The organism is Duncaniella muris (assembly GCF_003024805.1).
Lineage (GTDB): Bacteria > Bacteroidota > Bacteroidia > Bacteroidales > Muribaculaceae > Duncaniella > Duncaniella muris.
In genome coordinates, this window is the sequence record NZ_PUEC01000007.1 from 33,475 (window position 1) to 49,128 (window position 15,654).

Below are 15,654 nucleotides of genomic sequence, written 5' to 3' on the forward strand. Positions count from 1 at the left end.
TTTGTTTCCGACATGAAAACTCCCGTTATAACTTTGCCGAATGAGAAAAATTTTACTGATAGCAATATCGGGTATTTCATTCTGCACGATGCCCGTTCAGGCGCAGTTCAACACGATTGCCAAGACACCAGAAAGATACAAGGTAGAAGCCTTGCAGGAGGGTATGAAAAAGCAGGAGCCGACACCCGAAAGCATGGCTCCTGCACAGGAGGCTTCAACAAAACCTGCCGATGAAAGTAAGAAGTTGTGGATTGACCGTTATCTCAGCGTGTCTTATCCATTGCAGCGCATCAGAATTACATCGCCATACGGCTACCGGAAAGACCCGTTTACCGGGAAGAGGAAGTTTCACGGTGGTATCGACCTGCACGCACGAGGCGAGCAGGTATTGGCCATGATGGAGGGGGTAGTCGTCAAAGTGGGACAGGACAAGACGTCCGGCAAGTATGTGACCCTGCGGCACGGAAATTACACCGTCAGCTATTGCCACCTTTCACGGGTGCTGACCGCCAAGGGTACGGTAGTCCGTCCCCGCGATGCCGTCGGTATTACCGGCTCGACCGGACGAAGTACAGGCGAGCATCTGCATATCACCTGTAAGCTAAATGGCAAGAATATCAATCCCTCGGTTCTCTTCGATTACATCAAATCCATGCAGCAGGAGTGTGTGTCGGCATTAGCTGGACTGTTATAGGGCTGTTAAGCCAACACCTCGTCCAGGTGACTGTAATTCAGAAGTTTGATTTCTCCGGCAGTATTTTCGAGTGCACCCGCATAGGCCACCGCCTTACCCAGTATGGTTTCTTTGACCCAGCCGTCCATCTGTTTCAACGCCTTCTCGAAGTCCGCATGGTAGGTCATCGCCGACTTGATTTCAATACCGTATAGCCCCGAATGTTTTTTCAACAGCAAATCGACCTCGTTCTGGTTCGAATCCCTGTAAAAATAGAGGTTGCTTTCCTTGCCTTGGTTATACCGCCGCTTCAAGGCTTCCGTTACGATGAAGTTCTCGAACAACGCCCCACGCATCTTGTCCCGTGCGAGCTGTTCCGGCGATTCGATGCCGAGCAGGTGACAGGCAAGCCCTGTATCCGTAAAATAGAGCTTGGGAGTTTTAGTCAGCCGTTTGCGTGTGTTCTCGAAATAGGGAGGTAGCAGGAAGACAATATAGGATGCCTGTAAGACGGACAGCCATGCCGTAACGGTATGTGAACTGACACCGATTTCGTTGGCCAATTCAGAGGCTTTGAACAGCGAACCGATACGTCCGGCGCAAAGCCGGATAAACGTATGGAACTGCATCATGTCCTTAATTTGCAGCAGATCCCGCACGTCTTTGTCCAAATATGTTTTCATGTACGCCGGATAGAGAAATTTGGGTATGTTACGACCCGAATAAATGGCAGGGTAAAACCCGTTAAACAGCAGGTTGTCAAGTGGTGTATCAGCAGCCTGTTCCCGTATTTCGGAGTATGACAGGGGGAGCAACTCGAAAACAGCGGTACGTCCTGCCAACGACTGCGTAACCTTTTTCAGCATGGCAAACTGCGAACTGCCCGAAAGGATAAACCGCCGGTCGGCATCATCGTCCACCATACCCTGAATATACGACAGCAGGTTCGGGGCGTTGTGTACCTCGTCGAGAATCATGCCCTCCGTGTGCTGGTTCAGAAAAGCGACCGGGTCGTTTTCGGCGAAACTCCGTACATCGAGGTTTTCCAACGAGTAATACGGCAGGTGTGAGAACAAGTTGCGGAGCAGCGTCGTCTTTCCGGACTGGCGAGGTCCTGTTATCGTGATGACCGAAAAATAGCGGTAAGCCTCTTCTATCACGGCGGATAGCTCCCTGTGGATATATTTTGCCTCCATACTGTTTATGCAATTTTGAAATACAACTGCAAAATTACATAAAATACGATGCGCCGCAAATTTTTCAGGGTATTTTCTCACATCCCAAGCCGTTTTTTTTATCATATACGACTCTTCTTTTTTACGAAATCCTTGCTTTTACCGGCAGGTCATTCTTTACTCTTTTCGTCGGCGAATGTAGGACGAAGCGCATAATCGCCAAGCCGCATTGCATTCGGATGACGAAAACAGACTGTTGCACGGTCGGTTTTCTATCCGGGTTTGGCTTATGATGCCACAACTTCATCCTCTGGCTGCCTCAAAAAGCTGAAAACAAACCTGCACGGCAAACGAAAGCAGGGAAAAATAAAAATCAGCATGATAGTTCAACCAATTAAAAGTAAACAAGTATGGTAGAAGAAATTAGACAAGACGACAAAGTGATATTGTCGAGCGAAGACGGTTTTTCCGTCCCTATGATTTTCAACAACCTTTGTGGAAAGAATTTCATTGGCAAAGAATACAAGGACTATATCAGGCATATAGCCTTTGAGGAAATGGGACTTAAGCCGGGCATCGTGTCCCATTATCGGGACGGTGTTCTATATAAGAACGGCACAATCCCGGAACTTTGAACAGGTAAACCAAAATAGGAACAGTAAAAATCAAAATTTATACAAATATGGAAACAACAACTATTCATCCGGCAGAAGCCTATCTCCGAAACGAGCAGAATCCCACCTCTTTATATGTAAGGATTGAAGGACAACGTAGGCGATTATTCATCAACCGCAATGAAAACGTCATCGGCATTATTGCGCCAAGAAAACGAAAAAGCGGGTACATCTTCACGGATTGGGTAAGCATTGAGAAGATATACTATCCGTCATCCTCTCCCGAAGATGCAGCGGACATAGAAAAGAAACAGGTCTTGAAATACCAGAAACTTGCCCGACTTGCCACGCATACGAATGATTGGCTTCGCAAAATCGCTAATGCCGATTTGGATAAATCCCTCTACGAGAACCGCATCACGACCGGCACACGCATCGACGGCAAGTGTATCGGACTTGCCACCATCGAGAAGTATTGCGGCAGTTGGGATATGGCTCGTTTCAGAACGGCACTGAAGCAAGGCGAAAAGTTTTCCACCGGACGCTTCGACTTTTGCGGCTATGACGGTACGTTATGGTGCGAACCACGCGAAAACGGCGATATGGCGGCTGGATTCAGCAAAGAGTTCCGGAATTGCGGCAACGGCTACTATTATCTGCTTATCAACGATGAATACATGATAGGCTATGACATAGACTGAGTTATATGCAGGGTAAGGACAGACCGTATCGGGCAAAGTCTCGGTACGGTTTGTTGTTCCGATCAACTGACGGCCTTTTATAAAAATCCTTTCTTCCTCTTATAGCCTTATATCCTGCGGTCAGTTTGCCATAAGCCGCTTCACGCATTTGTGTGACACGTTACATAAAGTGCGTGAAGCCCCTTTTGCAAAAGGACGGACACGGACAGACTTGGCATTACAGGGGGCGGGATGAATCCTGCCCTCCGCAGTTCCAAGACCGTCCATCGGGAAGTCCGTCCCGGCTGACCGCATTGCCCTTTTATCCATAGTCTTTCCTTTTCTAAAAGATTTCCATTAAACCCAAGTCCGCTGCCGTGCGACCTACGGGAAAGAATTTTCCGCAAAGGTAACCGGCCGCTCCAATCTTGCCAAGGCCGGCGTGCCGCCGCGAGTGACACGTAAAAATCTTCCTCTCCGTCTGTCGAGCGTATTTTTTCGGATCAGCCTTGCCCAATTGTCTCTTGCCACCTTCTGAAAGCAGAAAAATCTTCCCGGCGGTCGCAAACAGACCGAACAAAGGGAAATAAGAATCTTGATTCATGAGTATTACAAAAACAATAATAAGTATGGAAATATTGAAAATCGTAATTCCCAAGTGGAATATAGCGGAAATTACTGGCTATGACCCGATGACAACCTTTTGGCAGGACTTCTCTATAGCAGACAAGTTCGGGAATGAAGCCATAGCTGACACATACAGAAGGGTTAAGGCAGAATGGAAAGATAACTACAAGCACTGGACAGAGCTGTGCCTTGTGCTTAATCACAAAATTTGGCAATGGCACGAGCGGGACAACCAGAAAGCCACGCTCTATGACCGCCTTTGGAAAGAAGCAGACGGAATGACCGCCGAATGGCCAGACGAGCAGCAGGAGTATTACTTTCAAATAACGGATTAAAGCAATCGTTGGGAAGGTGTGAAATCTCCCCACTATAAACTCAAAACTATGACCGCTCAAGAAAAGATACAAAAAGTAACGGAAATATCCCAAAGCAAAGGCTGGAGCATAAGTGTGGATGACAAAAATAAATCAAATATTCAGTTCGACTTCCAACGCTATACCAACTATGGGCAGGATTTTAATTTCAGTGCCGAAATGAAATGCGAGGACATTGATACCCTCATTGCTGACATGGAACAATATTTCGAGGGTTTTGACCCGGATTACGAAGCCTATCTATGGATTGGAAATGATGGGCACGGTAAAAATGGCGCACCTTACCACATCAAGGACATTGTATCGGATATGGAGGAAGCGGAAAAACAAATACACGACTTGTTGGAAGCACTTGAGACAGAATTTATCTAATGCGCATGATGATTTATAAGACTAATTCCAAAAGGAGCTTATTTTACTGTTATACAACCGATACTAAATGTAGTATATACTAAGGTTAGTAAAGTAGGATATTAGGAAATATCCCATCAGAAATGATAGAATGCACTACATTTAGTCAATCAGTATTTTAGTATAGTAGTAGATACTATAATACTAAAATATACAAAAGTAGTAAAATAGTATGCACTAATAATAGTAAATACTAAAAATAGTATTATCTTTGTATCAGATATAAAGACACGAAATTATGACAAAAATAATCGCAGTTTTGAACCACAAGGGCGGTGTCGGAAAGACAACTACCACCATCAATCTTGCTGCCGCATTGCAGCAGAAGAAAAAGCGTGTACTGCTCATCGACATGGACGGTCAGGCAAACCTCACGGAATCCTGCGGTCTCTCCATCGAAGAGGAACGGACGGTGTACGGAGCGATGAAAGGCGAATATACCTTACCGGTATTCGAGTTGGAAAACGGTCTTTCCGTTGTACCGTCCTGCCTCGATTTGTCGGCGACAGAATCCGAGCTTATCAACGAGCCGGGGCGGGAATTAATACTAAAAGGGCTGATTGCAAAATTGCTTGAAACCCGTAAATTCGACTATATCCTGATTGACTGTCCGCCCTCGCTGGGTTTGCTGACGCTCAACGCCCTCACATCGGCGGATTTCCTGATTATCCCGGTACAGGCGCAGTTCCTCGCCATGCGCGGAATGGCAAAGATTACAAATGTGGTCGGGATTGTCAAGGAACGTTTGAACCCAAACCTAAATATCGGCGGCATTGTCATCACCCAGTTTGACAAGCGCAAGACGCTCAACAAAAGTGTGGCGGAACTAATCAGCGAATCGTTCTGCGACAAGGTATTCAAGACCGTCATCCGGGACAATGTATCATTGGCCGAAGCTCCGATAAAAGGCATGAATATCTTTGAGTATAACAAGAACAGCAACGGGGCAAAGGACTACATGGAGTTGGCAAAGGAAGTGTTGAAATTAAAGTAAAAACGATATGGGCAAAAGTGATTCATTGAAAAGCGGCATGAGAAGCGGACTGGACGGCTTGCTGTCATCTACCGGGAAGTCCACGCAAAAGAAAGAGCCTGCACCGGTCAAAACGGGAAAAGAGCCTGCCGTGCATTGCAATTTTGTTATCGACAAGAGTATTCATATCCGGATGAAATACCTCGCTATCGAGAAGAATATGTCGCTCAGGAATATTGTGAACGAGGCGATGAAAGAATATCTGGAGAAGCACGAGAAATAACCGGGGCGGCAATCCTCCCAATCGACTTTTATACCATACCGCTATCTTATGGCTCACGTCCACAAGGTAGCGGTTTTCCCGTTTATATCCCCTGCAGTTCTCTTGTTCTATTGCAAGGCTGCATTTCCCCATTCTATCGATTCCTCTTATCGCTCGTCCGGCTTCATTCCTGCCATCGCCGGTTGGTTTTCCAGACGCAAATTTGGACTGCCGCGCTTGATTTCACCGCTTTGAAGTGCATTTCTCGTAAAATTCTTCCTTTCCGTGAAAGAGTAATTTTCCGGAAAAAGCGTTGAAAATAGCTTGTTCGTCAGTCCCTTGAAGCATCTGTAAATCCCAAGCGGTTCAGGCAGAAAAAAGAACCGAAAAGAGGGATAAAAAAGAAAATCAATTCAATGACAATTAAATTTTATGATTATGGCAACAACAGCAGTTCAAGCAGTAGAGAAGAACATCACATCGGTAGCATTGGCAGACATTCAGCCGAGCAATTACAACCCTCGTAAGAATTTTGACGAGACAAGCCTTGCGGAGCTTGCCGAGAGCATCCGTCGGCAGGGAGTGCTTCAGCCTATCGGAGTGCGCCCCATTGAGGACAACCGCTTCGAGATTGTATTTGGAGAACGGAGATACCGAGCCTCCCTCATGGCTGAATTGACGGAAATTCCGGCTATCGTCATGGAAATTTCAGACGAGACAGCCGAGGAAATGGCGATTACCGAGAACCTGCAACGCAAGGATGTTACACCCATTGAGGAAGCAAATGCTTATCAAAAGCTCATAGACAGCGGTCGCCACGATGTGCAATCCTTGACCGTGCAGTTCGGCAAGACCGAGGCATATATTCGTACACGCCTCAAATTCGTGTCCTTAATACCTGAAATCGCCTTGTTGTTGGAGCAGGACGAGCTTACAATCAGTGTGGCAACGGAAATCTGCCGTTATGGGGAAGATATACAGCACGACATCTACGACAAGCATTTGAGAGAGGGTTTGACGTTTAATAGTTGGCGAGGAATGAAAGCCTCCGAGGTAGCAAAAAACATCGAACGAAGCTATACGACTGACCTCAATCGTTATTCGTTTGACAAGACCCTATGCCTTTCGTGTCCCCACAACACCAATAACATGATGTTATTCTGCGAGGGAGGTTGCGGTAATTGTGCCAACCGTTCCTGCCTTGATGAAATGCAAACGTCATATCTTATGGAGAAAGCCGTACAAATCATGGGACAGCGACCTCTCGCTTTACTTTGCCGAGGATCTTACGGTAGCAATGAAAAAGTAGTTGAATGCCTTGTCGCATCGGGTTTTGAGGTCGAAAACCTATCAATGCGTCCTAACGACTATCCCGAAGAACCCGAAGCTCCCCAAGTAGAGGATTACGAAAATACCGAGGAATATGCGGAAGCATATAAAGAGTATGAAAAAGAGCTGTCGGATTATAACGAAGAATGCGAGGAAGTGAACCGCAGGGGCGAAGCAGGAGAAATCACGTTGTATGTGACGATTGAGCGCAACGATGTATCGCTATGTTATGTAGAAAATACCGAAATGCAAACGGAGGCAGGAGAGACCCAAGAAACGGTTGTTTCCCCGATTGAGAAATTGGAGAAGCAGGACAAGCGCAACAAGGAGATTGCCCTTGAAAAGACCGTAGAAGACACCAAAAAGCAGATTCTGGAAGTTGATATGACGGAAACCAAATTTGGTGCGGACGAGGATAAGATGATTTATTTCTTCATGCTGTCCTCACTCCGAAAAGAACATTTCGAGGCGGTAGGCATTGAGGATAAAGGCTCCTATTACTACCTTACGAACGAGGACAAAATGCGCATCATCGAGAACCTTACCGCCAAGCAGAAAGCCGTTATCCGCAGGGACTTCTTGATAGCCAACTTCAAGGACGCATTTGGTAGCAACGCCATCGCCACCCTTTTGCTTGATTTTGCCAAAAAACATATGCCCGACCGATTGGCAGACATCCAAAACGGATATAACGAGATTTACGAGAAGCGACACCATCGTATTGAGGAAAAGAAAGCCGTTTTGCTCGTGCAGGAACAAGCCAAACAGGAGGAAGCGGAACAGCCCGAAGAACCGCAACCCGAAGCGGAGACACAGACCGAACCGCAAACGGAAGAAATAGCTGCTTGACAAATGTTATCATAACGGATAGGGGGACGGAGAAATCCGCCCTCTATTTATTTTTGTATGCCCTCGGATAAAGAAGCCCCAAATACCTCTTTTAACTTTCTGACGAACCCGTCACCACCCGCCCGTTCTCCATTCATAGCTTCCGTTCCATTTCTTTTTTACCATTTTCAACTTCCCTTTTATAGCGTTTCCCCGGCTTCATTCCCTGTCAGCCCCGGTTTGGTTTTATCAGATGCAAAGGTCGGCCGTCGCGCTTGATCCGGCGGCTTGAAATGTATTTCCTGCAAATTCTTCCTTTCCCTGAAAGAGTAATTGGCAGGAAAAGCCTTCCGTATGAAGCTGTACCGACAGCCGTGTACCGCATCCATAAAATCCCAAAGCGGTTCCGACAGAAAGGAATCGAACGAAGGGAAAATAAAAACAAATCATTAAAATTTAAGATTATGGACAACATCAAGGAAAGCAAGGAGTACCAACTCGCCAAAGACTGGGAAAGAGCAGTGAACGATTACGGCTTCAATCCCAAACGGTTTGCAGCCGCTATCCCCGAAATGCACCCCACGCTGCAGCAAAGCCTTTACAGGTTGGTAAAGGAGTGTATCGTGGTCATGGCAGACGAGACACGCAACTACGACGACCGCAACCGTGCATCGCACGAGGAAGCGAAGTGCATCATGGAATACCTCAAGGCTCACGGAAAACACATCCCATTAAGATAACAGATGTATGAAAACGAAAGAATTACAATTTGACGGCAATACCTACATCTGCCGTATCGTGAAATCCAACGAAGGTGAAGAACTCATTATCGGTTCTACCGCTCTGCTCGATGCACTTCATCCGGGCAGTTTCGAGGACGAGAACGAAGGCTTTGCAAGTAAGGAAGCCGAACAAATATATGACGAGGTTTTCTTTTTCGCCGATACGAAGACCCTCAAATTACCGGACGGCGAACTCATCACGGAATTAAAAGAGGATAACCCCGAATGGTTCAACTAACATAAATCAATAATCATATTAAAAATCAAAGTTATGGATAAAGAGTATGTAATGCACATCGCACAGACCATCAAAGAACAATTACTGTCATTTACCCCCATACCCGTCTTTATGTCGTGGGGAGTCAGCGAATTTGTCGCTACGGTATTCCAAGAATTACCGGCACTGCGGCTGAAAGTAAACGGACGGTTACACGCCGGATATGTCGTTATCGCTCTCAACGGCTCTGATTACTACGAGGTCTATCTACTGAAAGAAGATGATAGCAATGCAAAGTGTGTCAATGAAGAAGTCTGCTTCGACGAACTGGGCGATGTTATCGACCGGGCTATCGAAAGCGGTACAGACAAGGAGGAATACGATAAATTCTGCGACCGGCAACTTGCCGAACTTTTAAGCGGTACACGAGCTTAAATAAGCGAACTACCATATAAATAACACTGCCCCCATTTTCACGCGGGCAGTGTTATTTGTATGAGGTTGGATGCGTCCAAGCCGCAATATCCTATTATAAACTTACTTTTGAAATTCTTGTTCCACTTTTACCGTTACATACATCTGGTTACGGCTTGTGGGATTGTCCGGCTCCGTCATTTCCAATACCCCTGCACCAATCATCGGATTGATATAGACCTCCATAAGATTTTCCCTATCTTTCAATCCTAAATGTTGCAAAATATCAGATAGGGATTGCGGCTCAACACAGAACTCCAAGATTTGCTCTTTTCTCAAATCCTGCTTGCGAGGTTTTCTTGTCGGGTTTTCTTGTCGGGTTTTCATCCCTAACTGCAAGGTCAGCACAACATAGTCCGGACGTGTTTCCTCGGCTACAGTAGGAAGCGGCCAACCCAAAGACTGCCAACCGCTCACAATCTTATCCACACCGCTACCGGCTTTCTCGGCACGCCCCAGACACATGAACATCTAAGTGAGTAGATTGGCAGCAAAGCGAGTGCAGGAAACCGGAACGCTAAAAATACCGAATAAGACCCACACGGCACTATAATATGTTGGCATTCTGCCCTGTATATCCCGTATTTTTCGTACCTTTGCGGCACAAAAACGTATGTATATGGAACAACAAGTTATCCCATCGGATTATACACAATATGCAGAGGCAGTAGAGATAATCAAACATGCCATCGAACGCTGCCGGTATAGAAGTGCGGCTGCGGTCAACAAAGAAACTCTCTCGTTGTATTTTGGAGTGGGGAAATTCGTGTCTGAAAATTCCCGCATCGGCTGTTGGGGTACTAAAGCATTGCCTACCATATCAAAGCTCCTTCAACGGGAGTTGCCCGGTCTGCACGGCTTTTCTGAATCGGGGTTGAAACGGATGCGCTCATTCTATGAGGAATGGAGGACGTTTTTAATTCGTCCAACAGTGTTGGGCGAATTGGAAAACCATTCGTCGGAAAAGGGTACGGCTTTAATTCATCCAACAGCGTTGGGCGAATTGGATATTGACGAGCATCTACTGCTGCAACTTATCGGGCAACCGGTCAATACCGAATTTACCTGGGACGATTTTGTCAAGATTAGCTTTTCACATCATATTGAAATCCTGACTCGTTCAAAAGACATCGCAGAACGATTGTTCTATATCCATTGTGCCGCTCAAAATGCGTGGTCGCTATCCTCTCTCAAAAATTACTTGAAAGAAGACATCTATTCAAATCGCGGATCTTTGCCGAGCAACTTCCTTCAAGTGCTGCCCGAAGCCATTTATGCCGTAAAAGCGACATTGGCGTTCAAGGATGAGTATATGCTCGAAATGGTTAATCTGGAGAATGTGGGAGAACGCGAACAGGACTGGAACGAAAAGGTCATCGAAAACCAAATCGTAACCAATATCAAGCAGTTCATTCTCCGTTTTGGAAACGACTTCACTTTTATCGACAGTCAGCATCGCCTGATAGTTGCCGGAGAAGAAATGTTTGCTGACCTTGTATTCTTCAACAGAGAACTGAATGCCAGCGTAATCGTGGAATTGAAACGGGGCAAGTTCCGCCCGAATTATCTCGGACAGCTTAGCGGTTATCTGACTGTATATGATATGACCGACAAGAAACCGCACGAGAACCCTTCAATCGGTATTGTCCTATGTCAGGATGCCAACCGCCAGTTTGTCGAAATCATGGTGCGCGACTATGATAAGCCTATGGGCGTGGCGACATACCGCACAGCCCAAGAAATGCCGGAAAATTTGCGCAAGACTCTACCGGACATCGACAAATTACAAAATCTGCTGTCGGAAAACGATTCCAAATCGGAAACTATCAGATAATTCATTTACGTCCGTAAAACCGGCTTTATGCCCACAAGATTTTGGGTAACTGAAATTGAATATAAAAATCCCTGCAATAATTTCGTGGTTATTGCAGGGATTTTGACTTATTTCGCCCCACGCTTGTTCAGTACATCCGCTATCATGTCTTTTACATCCTGTCCGACTTGTATGAAATTTTTATACAAGATGCGTTCCCGTTCCTCCCTCGACTTGAAAGTGTAGAACTTCGGTAGCGGTACATAGGCCGCTTCCTCCGCTTTTATCTCCCTCATATCGAAATCCGTCTTGCAGAAGAACTTTGTAGTCTTGAACTCTTCCGACTCCTGAATGTTCATCGAGCCTCCCGTACCGGTTTTCGTCTTCACGAAATCACGTGCCGTCTGTCCGCAAATCCATCCCGTCGCCATATCCGAAATTTTCGAGGCGGGTACAAGACTGTCCATGTTCTCATTGAGATTGATACTCGTTTTGTCCCGGTCGATCGTCACGCCCTTTTTGACCTGTACCACCTTGCCGAAAATGTCATTCGACAACCATTCCAGTGTCTCTTTTGCGCGAGCTGAACCGCTTACCACGTTGCCCACTGTCGTGATGATTTTTTGCATTCCCACTTTTCCGTAGTCAGCCTCCAACTGCGGCAACTCCTGAAAACCCAGCGTTACGCTTACCTTGTTGCTTCTCGCCGTACCTATCAGTCGGTCTATCTTGTGGAAATACAGTGTCGGTAGCTCATCCACGATGATGCTGACCGGAATATTTTTCCCCTGCCCGGTGTTCACACGGGTAACGAGACGGTTCAATATCAGAGCGTTCAACGCTCCGATGATACTTTCCATTTCCGGATCGTTGGCTATCAGCAGATAACTGGGTGACTTGGGGTCACTAACTTTCAGGTCGAAATCGTCCCCATCCTTGTGGAATATCCAGTAAGATTCCTTTGTAGCCAAACGGCTGGTATAGACACGCAGCGTACCTATCATACCTTCCAACTGTTCCATCGCCTTGTTTTTGAAGGCCGTCTGGAACGGGCCGAGCAACGGCGCGACCTCGTTGTCCGTCTCAAGTACCTCAAAAATAGTCTGGTAGCTCTCATTGAGAAATGAAAGGATATGCGGCATATCCGAGTATTTTCCAAGCCAATAGGCAGGTTCCACGATGCTGCCACCCTCACGGTCACGAACGACACCCGTCGGCTTCCAGAACTTCGTCTGCGGATCTTGCCGTTTCTCCGCATACAGTTTCTTTCCGTTTGCATCGTAGGGTTCCCGCTCGTAGTTCACGAAAAAGTAGATACAGGCGGCAAGAAAGTTCACGGCAGAAGTCTGAAAGAACTGGTCACTGCCTCCGCCTCCCTCTTTCTTGCCTTTCTGCAGGGATTCCAACAGGGTTTCCGCCGTTTCGCTCGCCGCCGCAAGATTATTGATGTACTTTGCCTGAATGGGGTTCACCCGTTTGCTGTACTCCACATCCACGAAGTTGATGATGTTGAACTTGCATCCTTTTGGCACTTTGCCGAGCTTCTGGTTTTTCTTGTAATGATAGTAAAGTTTAGTGGCAAGTGTCGGAAATTTGTAGTCATAGACCACCATCGCAAAGCCCTTGGCACTATGTTGGCGGATGAACGGTTCTATGATACTGAACGTCTTACCGCTACCTGGAGTTCCAACCACCCATGTTCCTCTGAAACAGTTGCTTATCGACACCCATCCCTTGCGAAATTTACCTTTGTAATAGTACCGCATCGGTATATTCACGCTATACTGGTTCTCAACCTTCTCTTCGCTCTGCTCGAAACTTTCATTCTCGAAGTTAAACCGGTCTTTACCCAGTCCCTCCTTGATGAACTTCGAGATGTTATCCAATGCGATATGCACCAATATCACACCGACCAGCGTAGCCGCCATATAGAAGATGATGTTCAGCGGCAAGGTGTAGAGCCTCGTTTCCATCGTATGATGGTACAGCCACACGGAGAACACAATCAAGAACAATCCGCAGATAAGTGGATATAACACTTGCCTGCGTGCGTCAAACTCCAAGTGTTTTTTGTTGCGTGTGCCGATACAAGTGATGCAGATGAGTAGGAAGGTCGCTATCTTACTATACACGAGGTTGCCGTCGTTATAGATCATCCATCGCTTGATGCGCCCGTGTATATCAATCAATATGCCGCCCCAGTGGTCGAGCATGGCAGGGTCTATGGCATACTCGAAGAACTCCATCAGCACGGAGATATAGATGACTGCACGGAATATCTTGTAAAATCCTTGTAGTTCCTTGCTTTCTTCCATTGTCTTTGTCCTTTCCCTCTTTTCGTTCCTACCTGTTCAGTGTGATAATCGGCCGCACCTTGTGCGCCTGTGTCTTCGGGGTCTCCTGCATCGCACCGCTTCCTGTCGAGTAAAGCCACGCTTTCGCCGTTTCCTGTCCGGTTACCTCCGTCGATGTCCAGTACCAGCAGTCGTTTTCATCCAACGGCAGCGGATGGCCGCCACACCGTTCGATGACAGGATTGACGGTTTCCCGGACGGCATACAGCAGCCGCATCTGTGCCACCGACGGGATATAGGCACTCTGTCCGTACCGCCACAGGTCAAAGACCGCTTCCGCCATAGGCGAAGCCGTCTCCCGTGTGTCGTACAGTGCAAAGGTGTTCATGTTCCCGTCCAAAGCCTCGATGTCGGCCGACGTCCCTTGTGCGACACCGAGGCTGTCGGCAAAAGCTGCCGGAGCAATGTCCCACAGGTAAACCGCATAGCCGTTCCCTTCCGTACCTTCACGGTGTTCGGTATCGAAGACAACCGCTATTGCCCGTTTTCCCGACTGTTCATACTGTACGTAGGATAAAGCCGTACCGTCCTCGCAGAGAATATGTCCCGGACGTACCGCCGTATCAGGTACGTCGATATGGGCGTCACAGGCAGCGCACAATACCGCCGTCACTGCCATTGCAAACCATTGAATCTTTCGTATCATGTTATTTTCGTTTTTTGTTTTTCCTTTATTTTATCGGCAGTTTCACCCCCAGCACGATACCTGTCCGCAGCAAATCCGCCCCTTTTATCATCATGTCACTCTTTACCTGCCAGAACAGTGTGCATCCCGACCGCAGCACATAATTGTGTTCGTAACCCACATGGATTCCGGCAAGAAACTTGTTCGTGTCGCTTCCTGCCGAAGCTCCGATACGCAAGTTGCCGTAATGGTTGCGTCCACGCACCACACAAGGTTTGTACGCCACACCGAAACCGTAAGTGCGATAGTTGCGCCAGAAGGATTCCGGGCAGACATGGCCGCACGAGCCGCATTCCGCCCATTTCAGGTAGCCGTTGGCAAAGAACTCCCACGCATGGCGGTAGTTCATTTCATGCTCGTAAGCAAGCGTTACGTCCATGCCGTTCTCATACAGCAACCCCACGCCAAGCGAGAGGCGGCCGCTGTTGCGCTGCGCACTTGCATTCATGAAGACGCACATGCAGGCAAGCATCAGTATTATCGTCTTTTTCATCGTCATTCCTCCTCCAATAAAGCGGTGTTAAATGAATCGGCCGACAGCACATCCTCGTAGTCAATGTTCAGGCTGATATTGCGCCCGCTGATTTGTTGTTCCGTCATTTCGATGGTCAGCAGCTTGTCGTTCGGAAAGGTCATCTTTTTCACGACAATCACGTTCCGGTAGCCGTGCTTGAACGTCTTGCCGTGTTCCAATACCAGGGCAGGCGTCAGTTCGATGGTCTGCGCGTTGGTTGCCTTCGAAAGTTTCTTGTCCGACAGTTTCACCCGTATCTCGTCAATGTCGAAACGGATGTTCGTTTTGTTCTCGATGGAAAAGTCGATGAAGAAATAGTCGCCCACCGAGTAAATATTGTTTAGGCGCATTTCCATTCGGTGCGCCTTGGTCGCCACGTTGCGGATTTTCGCGGGCGAGTTCCACACCCGTCTTGCAAAACGCACCATGTCGGCTGTGGACATCGAGACCGTAGGATTGTTGTAGGCATCCCGTTCCTGTAGCTGAATTTCCTTGTCTGCCACCGCCTCGCTTATCCGCGTGGTGTAGATGAGTGCATACTGCGTGCGATAGCGTTCCGTTACGATGGTGACGATGGCCAGCACTTCACCGTCCTCGTGTCCCGTCTCTTTGGGCTTCAACCGGATGATGTTCTCAATGGGTTGGTCGCCCGCCACCTTGTCTGTGGAAATATCCACGAAGCGGACCGGTTCCGTGGCTGTGATGACGGTCGTTACCTGTTCATTGACAGTCAGCCGTTCCATCTCTTCGTATGTACGCTGAGCCTGTGCGTTACGTGTGGCAAAAAGTCCTGCCGCCAGAAGAAATGCAGTTACAATTATTTTCTTGTTCATATCGTTTCTGTTGATATTGTTTATTTCTTTATTTCC

General features: G+C 47.3%; 18 protein-coding genes. 12 read left to right on the top strand and 6 right to left on the bottom strand.

Translation table 11 applies throughout. The annotated features are described in order from the left end of the window. Positions 1–40 precede the first annotated feature (40 nt). Entirely contained in the window at positions 41–694 is a 654-nt protein-coding gene (locus C5O23_RS04240) for a M23 family metallopeptidase (protein WP_107031720.1), read from the top strand. 5 nt (positions 695–699) lie between these two features. On the opposite strand, the gene C5O23_RS04245 is transcribed toward C5O23_RS04240, so the two are convergent. Continuing rightward, complete coding sequence (locus C5O23_RS04245; RefSeq protein WP_107031721.1) at positions 700–1,974, bottom strand: ATP-binding protein; 1,275 nt, start codon at positions 1,972–1,974, stop codon at positions 700–702. A 284-nt stretch (positions 1,975–2,258) separates the two neighbouring features. On the opposite strand from C5O23_RS04245, the gene C5O23_RS04250 reads away from it, so the two are divergent. The 10 genes from C5O23_RS04250 to C5O23_RS04305 all read left to right on the top strand — a co-directional run bounded on the left by C5O23_RS04250 (position 2,259) and on the right by C5O23_RS04305 (position 9,380). Next, complete coding sequence (locus tag C5O23_RS04250; RefSeq protein WP_004320520.1) at positions 2,259–2,483, top strand: DUF7688 family protein; 225 nt, start codon at positions 2,259–2,261, stop codon at positions 2,481–2,483. Between the two features lie 47 nt (positions 2,484–2,530). Continuing rightward, the gene (locus C5O23_RS04255; RefSeq protein WP_107031722.1) at positions 2,531–3,163 is read left to right on the top strand and encodes a hypothetical protein; all 633 of its coding nucleotides are present in this window, start codon (positions 2,531–2,533) and stop codon (positions 3,161–3,163) included. A gap of 608 nt (positions 3,164–3,771) precedes the next feature. Beyond that, positions 3,772–4,104 (top strand): hypothetical protein, encoded by a 333-nt coding sequence (locus C5O23_RS04265; protein WP_107031778.1) that lies wholly within the window; start codon positions 3,772–3,774, stop codon positions 4,102–4,104. Positions 4,105–4,152: 48 nt separating this feature from the next. Next, complete coding sequence (locus C5O23_RS04270) at positions 4,153–4,515, top strand: hypothetical protein (RefSeq protein WP_004320510.1); 363 nt, start codon at positions 4,153–4,155, stop codon at positions 4,513–4,515. A gap of 277 nt (positions 4,516–4,792) precedes the next feature. Then, the gene (locus C5O23_RS04275; protein ID WP_004320508.1) at positions 4,793–5,548 is read left to right on the top strand and encodes a ParA family protein; all 756 of its coding nucleotides are present in this window, start codon (positions 4,793–4,795) and stop codon (positions 5,546–5,548) included. 7 nt (positions 5,549–5,555) lie between these two features. Further along, positions 5,556–5,810: a plasmid partition protein ParG gene (locus tag C5O23_RS04280; RefSeq protein WP_107031723.1), complete on the top strand. Its 255-nt coding sequence runs from the start codon at positions 5,556–5,558 to the stop codon at positions 5,808–5,810. Positions 5,811–6,227: 417 nt separating this feature from the next. After that, on the top strand, positions 6,228–7,967 hold the full coding sequence (locus C5O23_RS04285) for a ParB/RepB/Spo0J family partition protein (RefSeq protein WP_162496190.1): 1,740 nt from the start codon (positions 6,228–6,230) through the stop codon (positions 7,965–7,967). A 443-nt stretch (positions 7,968–8,410) separates the two neighbouring features. Next, positions 8,411–8,686, top strand: a complete 276-nt coding sequence (locus C5O23_RS04295) for a hypothetical protein (protein ID WP_005944231.1) — start codon at positions 8,411–8,413, stop codon at positions 8,684–8,686. 7 nt (positions 8,687–8,693) lie between these two features. Further along, positions 8,694–8,966, top strand: coding sequence for a hypothetical protein (locus tag C5O23_RS04300; RefSeq protein WP_107031725.1), 273 nt, complete (start codon positions 8,694–8,696; stop codon positions 8,964–8,966). A 33-nt stretch (positions 8,967–8,999) separates the two neighbouring features. Further along, complete coding sequence (locus tag C5O23_RS04305; protein ID WP_004320499.1) at positions 9,000–9,380, top strand: hypothetical protein; 381 nt, start codon at positions 9,000–9,002, stop codon at positions 9,378–9,380. Positions 9,381–9,482: 102 nt separating this feature from the next. On the opposite strand, the gene C5O23_RS14440 is transcribed toward C5O23_RS04305, so the two are convergent. Further along, on the bottom strand, positions 9,483–9,848 hold the full coding sequence (locus C5O23_RS14440) for a Fic family protein (protein ID WP_240597656.1): 366 nt from the start codon (positions 9,846–9,848) through the stop codon (positions 9,483–9,485). Between the two features lie 190 nt (positions 9,849–10,038). Between C5O23_RS14440 and C5O23_RS04320 the strand changes: the two genes are divergently transcribed. Further along, a complete protein-coding gene (locus tag C5O23_RS04320; protein ID WP_107031779.1) occupies positions 10,039–11,253 on the top strand; it encodes a PDDEXK nuclease domain-containing protein in 1,215 nt (404 codons plus the stop codon). Between the two features lie 107 nt (positions 11,254–11,360). Here C5O23_RS04320 and C5O23_RS04325 read toward each other — a convergent pair whose 3' ends face one another. Genes C5O23_RS04325 through traN form a run of 4 tightly spaced genes read right to left on the bottom strand, consistent with a single transcriptional unit; the run spans position 11,361 to position 15,618 of the window. Further along, a complete protein-coding gene (locus C5O23_RS04325) occupies positions 11,361–13,547 on the bottom strand; it encodes a type IV secretory system conjugative DNA transfer family protein (protein ID WP_107031726.1) in 2,187 nt (728 codons plus the stop codon). A gap of 28 nt (positions 13,548–13,575) precedes the next feature. Beyond that, positions 13,576–14,232: an Lcl C-terminal domain-containing protein gene (locus C5O23_RS04330; RefSeq protein WP_004320488.1), complete on the bottom strand. Its 657-nt coding sequence runs from the start codon at positions 14,230–14,232 to the stop codon at positions 13,576–13,578. Between the two features lie 25 nt (positions 14,233–14,257). After that, positions 14,258–14,770 carry a hypothetical protein gene (locus C5O23_RS04335; protein WP_107031727.1) on the bottom strand — a complete coding sequence of 171 codons (513 nt, stop codon included), beginning with the start codon at positions 14,768–14,770 and terminating at the stop codon, positions 14,258–14,260. Beyond that, positions 14,767–15,618: a conjugative transposon protein TraN gene (gene traN / locus C5O23_RS04340; protein ID WP_107031728.1), complete on the bottom strand. Its 852-nt coding sequence runs from the start codon at positions 15,616–15,618 to the stop codon at positions 14,767–14,769. Before traN ends, C5O23_RS04335 begins: the two co-directional genes overlap by 4 nt. Between the last annotated feature and the right edge of the window lie 36 nt (positions 15,619–15,654).